Annotated in this window: 5 protein-coding genes; all 5 read left to right on the plus strand. The window is 67.4% G+C overall.

Annotated elements, in window-relative coordinates:
• Positions 1–389 (plus strand): phosphatase PAP2 family protein (locus tag WAN02_RS09890; RefSeq protein ID WP_422263976.1); only part of this gene is annotated, 389 nt, incomplete at its 5' end.
• Positions 386–1,312, plus strand: a complete 927-nt coding sequence (locus WAN02_RS09895; RefSeq protein ID WP_422263977.1) for a decaprenyl-phosphate phosphoribosyltransferase — start codon at positions 386–388, stop codon at positions 1,310–1,312. The genes WAN02_RS09890 and WAN02_RS09895, both read left to right, overlap by 4 nt.
• Positions 1,290–3,332 carry a flagellar motor control protein ZomB gene (gene zomB / locus WAN02_RS09900; protein ID WP_422263978.1) on the plus strand — a complete coding sequence of 681 codons (2,043 nt, stop codon included), beginning with the start codon at positions 1,290–1,292 and terminating at the stop codon, positions 3,330–3,332. Before WAN02_RS09895 ends, zomB begins: the two co-directional genes overlap by 23 nt.
• Positions 3,333–3,797: 465 nt before the next feature.
• Positions 3,798–4,850, plus strand: a complete 1,053-nt coding sequence (locus WAN02_RS09905) for an esterase family protein (RefSeq protein ID WP_422263979.1) — start codon at positions 3,798–3,800, stop codon at positions 4,848–4,850.
• A 156-nt stretch (positions 4,851–5,006) separates the two neighbouring features.
• A complete protein-coding gene (locus WAN02_RS09910) occupies positions 5,007–5,897 on the plus strand; it encodes an alpha/beta hydrolase-fold protein (RefSeq protein ID WP_422263980.1) in 891 nt (296 codons plus the stop codon).
• Positions 5,898–6,137 lie beyond the last annotated feature (240 nt).

Here is a 6,137-nt window from a genome sequence, read left to right on the forward strand (position 1 = left end):
CGGCCGTCGTGATCAAACGGCTGGTGCGTCGCCCTCGGCCGCATCACCCCGCGGTCGCGGTCAACGTCAGCACCCCGAGCAGCCTGAGTTTCCCGTCCGCGCATGCCACCTCGACCACAGCGGCGGCCATTCTGCTGGCCCGGGTCACCGGTTTGCCGCTGCCTGGCATGCTGGTGCCGCCGATGGCGCTCTCCCGGGTGCTGCTCGGCGTGCACTACCCCAGCGACGTGGCCACCGGCGTGGCGGTCGGCGTGTTGGTGGCAGCGGCCACCGAATGGACTGCCGTCCAGGTCGACCGGCGCTGGCCCGCCTCGCGACGAAGCGGGCCCGCGAAGCGGCCAGAGGAGAAGCCGGGCAGCTGGCCGAAGACAGGTGGAGCCCAACGATGAGCGAGAAGGTAGGCGACGTCGACAAAAAGGTCGCCGGACCGCCGGCCAACCTGATCGTCGGCGTGGTCAAGGCGATCCGCCCGCGGCAGTGGTTGAAAAACATCCTGGTGGCGGCGGCTCCGCTGGCGGCGTGGGGCACCGACGTCCACTACGACTGGTCCCGGGTCCCGGGTCAGGTGGCGGTCGCCTTCGTGGTGTTCTGCCTGGCTGCCTCGTCGATCTACCTGATCAACGACGCCCGTGACGTCGAGGCCGACCGCCAACATCCCACCAAGCGATTCCGCCCGATCGCCGCCGGCGTCGTGCCGGAGTGGCTGGCCTACACGCTTGCGGTGGTGCTCGGGGCGGCGTCGCTGGCGCTGTCCTGGTGGGTCAACCAGAACCTGGCGCTGGTGATGGCCGTCTACATCGTGATCCAACTGGGTTACTGCTTCGGCCTCAAACATCAAGCGGTGATTGACATCTGCATCGTGTCGTCCGGGTTTCTGATCCGGGGCATCGCGGGCGCCGCCGCCGCCGGTATCCATCTGTCGCAGTGGTTCTTGCTGGTGTTGGCGTTTGGGTCGTTGTTCCAAGCGGCGGGGAAGCGTTACGCCGAGCTGCAGCTGGCCGAGCGCACCGGAGCCAGCATCCGCAAGTCGCTGGAGAACTACACCAGCACCTACCTGCGGTTCGTCTGGACGATGTCGGCCACCGCGGTGGTGGTCTGCTACGGGCTGTGGGCATTCGAGCGCGACCACGGCAAAGCGGGCTGGTTCGTGGTGTCGATGGTGCCGTGGACGATTGCGATCCTGCGCTACGCGGTGGACGTCGACGGCGGCGTTGCCGGCGAGCCCGAGGAGATCGCGCTGCGCGACCGGGTGCTGCAGGTGCTGTTCCTGGCGTGGATCGGGACCATCGGTGTCGCAGTCATCCTCGGCTGACGTCGGCTCCGATCCACCGGCGGCGTTTCGCTGGCCGGTGCTCAAATCGGTAGGCCGGCCTTCTTTCCCGTACGACGCCACGGTTCGGGCCAGCCTCTGGACCAGTGTGGCCGTGGTCGCCGTGCTGTTCGGTTGGGGCGCTTGGCAGCGGCGCTGGATTGCCGACGACGGGCTGATCGTGCTGCGTACAGTGCGAAACCTGTTGGCCGGCAACGGCCCGGTGTTCAACCAGGGCGAGCGGGTCGAGGCCAACACCTCGGTGGTGTGGACGTATCTGGTGTACGCCGCCAGCGCTGTGACCCGGCCCCTGCAGTTGGAGTATGTGGCCCTGGCATTGGCGCTCGGTCTGAGCCTGGCCGGTCTGGCGATGCTGATGCTGGGCACCGGTCGGTTGTTCGCTCCCGGTCTGGTGGGCCGGCGGGCGATCATGCTGCCGGCCGGCGCGCTGGTCTACATCGCGGTACCGCCGGCGCGCGACTTCGCCACGTCCGGCCTGGAAAGCGGCCTGGTGATGGCCTACCTCGGGCTGCTCTGGTGGATGATGGTCTGCTGGTCGCAGGCTCGCCACAGCCCTGGCGGGCAGCGCCCTCATGGGCGGGTGTTCATCATCGCGCTGGCATTCGTGGCCGGCTGCAGCGTATTGGTACGCCCCGAGCTTGCTCTGATTGGCGGTGGGGCGCTGATCATGATGTTGATCGCCGTGCAGGACGGTCGGCGCCGGCTGGAGATCGTGGTGGCCGGCGGGCTGTTGCCGGTGGGCTACCAGATTTTCCGAATGGGCTACTACGGCTTGCTGTTCCCCAGCACCGCGCTGGCCAAGGACGCAGGCGGCGACAAATGGTCGCAGGGCCTGATCTATCTGTCGAACTTCAACGGGCCTTACGCGCTGTGGGTGCCGGCGTTCCTGCTGACCGGGCTGGGCCTGGCCCTCTGGGCGTCAGCCCGCAGACAGAAGGGCCGCAAGCGAACCAGCGCGTCGCCGGCGCCCGGTGGGCCGCTGGCCCGCACCGTGCAGACCCCGGCCGCCGTCGTGGTGTTCATCCTGATCAGCGGGTTTTTGCAGGCGCTGTACTGGATTCGGCAGGGCGGGGATTTCATGCACGGCCGGGTGCTGCTGGTCCCGCTGCTGTGTCTGCTCGCGCCGGTGGCGGTGGTACCGGTGGTGTTCCCCGAGGGCACCAGGCTGTCCCGCGAGGCCGGCTATTGGTTGGCCGGTGCGGTGAGCGCGCTGTGGATGGCGATCGCAGGCTGGTCGCTGTGGGCCGCCAATTCCCCCGGCATGGGCGCCGACGCCACCCGCGTCACCTACTCCGGGATCGTCGACGAGCGCCGCTTCTACGCGCAGGCAACGGGCCACGCGCACCCGCTGACGGCCGCCGACTACCTGGACTACCCCCGGATGCGCGCGGTGCTGGTGGCGTTGAACAACACCCCGGACGGCGCACTGCTGCTGCCGTCCGGCAACTACGACCAGTGGGACTTGGTCCCGCCCATTCCACCAAAGCAACCGCCGACGCCACCGGACGGTGCGCCGCCCGCCCCACCGCCGGCACCCCAAAAGGGGCCACACACAGTGTTTTTCACCAACCTCGGCATGGTGGGAATGAATGTCGGGCTGGATGTCCGGGTGATCGACCAGATCGGGCTGGCCAACCCACTGGCGGCGCACACCGCCCGGTTGCAGCACGGCCGGATCGGTCACGACAAGAACCTCTTCCCGGATTGGGTGATCGCCGACGGACCCTGGGTGAAGTGGTATCCCGGTGTGCCGGCCTACCTCGACGCGAAGTTCGTCGTGCAGGCCGAGGCGGCGCTGCACTGCCAAGGGACCCAGCAGATGCTGAATTCGGTGCGCGCTCCGATGGGCTTCCACCGGTTCCTGTCGAATCTTGTGCACGCCGTCTCGTACACCCGCTACCGCATCGACCGTGTTCCGCGTTACGAACTCATCAGGTGCGGCCTGGCCGTGCCGGAGCCGGGCGCGCCCCCCTATACCGGTCTGCCCGCCACCGGGCCATAGCACCGTGTAGCGGTCAGCAACACCGCGCAACCGTGACTCGAGAACAGTTAGCGGCAGAAGAATTTTTGTCAATCATTCGGGCCGCGTCCGGTGAGCGCGTCGCCCGGCCCCCGAATATTCTCCAGCAACCGTCAATATGTATCGTTACCGGCGAACGACCGCTCGTCGGCACATTCACAGCGTGGTGATCCGCAGCCGAATTGAGCGGGTCCGGCCGCAGCGCGAGGCCCGGTTTCGGGCCTACGCCGATGTCAGTCGAGACCGCGAGATGTGGTTGACTACGGAAGCACAGCTGCGCCCGTCCGGCATTGATGCGGCTCCGAATGGCTAGCGGAAATCCGGACAACTAGGCCGGCGAGCTCAGCAACGACGCGAGCCAAGAAGCGGTTCACGAAGAAGCTGGGCGACAGGGCGATGAAGTCCGACCCACCATGTTGGGCCCGACAAAGAATGAGGAAAGCAAGAATGAGGCTTGTTGACAGGTTTCGCGGTGTGGCAGGTAATTTGCCACGCCGGCTCGCGCTAGGGGCGGCCGCAGCGGCGCTGCTGCCGGGCCTGATCGGCGTCGTGGGCCAGACCGCGGACGCTGGCGCGTTCTCCCGGCCGGGTCTGCCCGTTGAGTACCTTCAGGTGCCGTCGGCCGCCATGGGTCGTGACATCAAGGTCCAGTTCCAGAGCGGTGGCGCCAATTCGCCCGCTGTATATCTGCTCGACGGACTTCGCGCGCAGGACGACTTCAACGGCTGGGACATCAACACCCCCGCGTTCGAGTGGTACCTGCAGTCCGGTCTGTCGCTGGTGATGCCGGTGGGCGGCCAGTCCAGCTGGTACACCGACTGGTACAAGCCGGCTTGCGGTAAGGCCGGTTGCCAGACCTACAAGTGGGAGACCTTCCTCACTAGCGAACTGCCCGCCTTCCTGGCCACCAAAGGGGTGAAGTCCACCGGCGGCGCCGCGGTCGGCCTGTCGATGGCAGGCGCCTCGTCGCTGAACCTGGCCAACTACCACCCCGCACAGTTCATCGAGGTCGGCTCGTTCTCCGGTCTGATGGACCCCTCGCAGGGCATGGGCCCGTCGCTGATCGGCCTCGCCATGGGTGACGCCGGTGGCTACAAGCCCGCCGACATGTGGGGCCCGAAGGAAGACCCGGCCTGGGCACGTAACGACCCGCTGCTGAACGTCAGCAAGACGGTCGCCAACAACACCCGCCTCTGGATGTACTGCGGTAACGGCAAGCCGTCCGACCTGGGTGGCGACAACCTGCCGGCCAAGTTCCTCGAGGGCTTCGTGCGCACCAGCAACCTCAAGTTCCAGGATGCGTACAACGCCGCCGGCGGTCACAACGCGCAATTCCACTTCGACGCCAACGGCACGCACGACTGGCCGTACTGGGGCGCGCAGCTGCACGCGATGCTGCCCGACCTGCAGGCGACTCTCGGTGCCACTCCGGGCGCAGGCCCCGGCCCGGGTGCACCGGCTGGTGCTCCGTCTGCCTCGGCCGCTGGCCAGCACACCTGAGCTAGTAACAGCACGGCTGACGGCGACGACCTTACGAGGTCGTCGCCGTTCGCCGTTTCTGGCGTCCGGTTCTCCGGCGTGTGATTAGCTACCTTGCGGAACCGGGGGCGATCTGCCGTCTCCTTACTGGTGGTCGAGCGACAAGCGAGGTCAGTGATGAGAAGTCTGTCGATGCTGCTACGGCTACTGTGCGCCGCCGTATTGACCGTCGGGGGCTTCGTCGCGGGACACGGCGGCTCGGCCCGCGCGGCCGGCTACGAGACGCTGATGGTTCCGTCGGCAGCGATGGGCCGCGACATCCCGGTGGCCTTCCTGGCCGGCGGTCCGCATGCGGTGTATCTGCTCGACGCCTTCAACGCCGCACCCGACGTCAGCAACTGGGTGACCGCGGGTAACGCGATGAACACGTTGGCCGGCAAGGGAATCTCGGTGGCCGCGCCGGCCGGTGGCGCCTTCAGTATGTATGCCAACTGGGAGCGGGACGGCAGCAAGCAGTGGGACACGTTCCTGTCCACTGAGCTGCCGGACTGGCTGGCCGCCAACAAGGGCTTGGCCCCCGGCGGCCACGGGGTCGTCGGCGCCTCCCAGGGCGGGTATGCGGCGATGGCGCTGGCCTGCTTCCACCCCGAACGCTTCGGCTTTGCCGGTTCGCTGTCGGGATTCCTGTACCCGTCGAACACCACCACCAACGGGGCGATCATCGCGGGTCTGCAGCAGTTCGGCGGGGTCGATGGCAACGGCATGTGGGGAGCCCCGCAGCTGGGTCGGTGGAAGTGGCACGACCCCGAGGTGCACGCAATGCTGCTGGCGCAGAACAACTCGCGGATCTGGGTTTGGAGCCCGGTGAACATGGGCGGCGACGCCGCGGCGATGATCGGGCAGGCCGGCGAGGCGATGGGTAACGCCCGGTTCTTCTACCAGGAGTATCGCAACGTCGGCGGCCACAACGGCCACTTCGACTTCCCGACCGGCGGCAGCAATGACTGGGGTTCGTGGAGCGCACAGCTGGGCGCGATGTCCGGCGACATCGTCGGGGCGATCCGCTAGCGCGTCAGCCGGGGGCGGTGCCGCGAACCGGTACCGTGAAGCAAAGCACTACGGCCCCGTACGACGGACCTTGACGACAAGCCCGGTACGGCAGCTCGGCTGTGCAATCGACCGACTCTGCTAGCAGGAGACCATGGCTGTGAATTCCCGGCGGAAACGCCGCCGCCGCATCTTGGCGTTGATCGCCGCCGCCGCAACGGCGCTCGTTGTGGGCCTGGTCATCTTCGCCGTGGTCGGAAT

This window comes from Mycobacterium sp., assembly GCF_049281135.1.
Classification (GTDB): Bacteria; Actinomycetota; Actinomycetes; order Mycobacteriales; family Mycobacteriaceae; genus Mycobacterium.

Excerpts from the sequence above, each read along its gene's own strand:
- WAN02_RS09905 (WP_422263979.1), top strand. The coding sequence starts at position 3,798 with ATGAGGCTTGTTGACAGGTTTCGCGGTGTGGCAGGTAATTTGCCACGC.
- WAN02_RS09895 (WP_422263977.1), top strand. The coding sequence starts at position 386 with ATGAGCGAGAAGGTAGGCGACGTCGACAAAAAGGTCGCCGGACCGCCG.
- WAN02_RS09910 (WP_422263980.1), top strand. The coding sequence starts at position 5,007 with ATGAGAAGTCTGTCGATGCTGCTACGGCTACTGTGCGCCGCCGTATTG.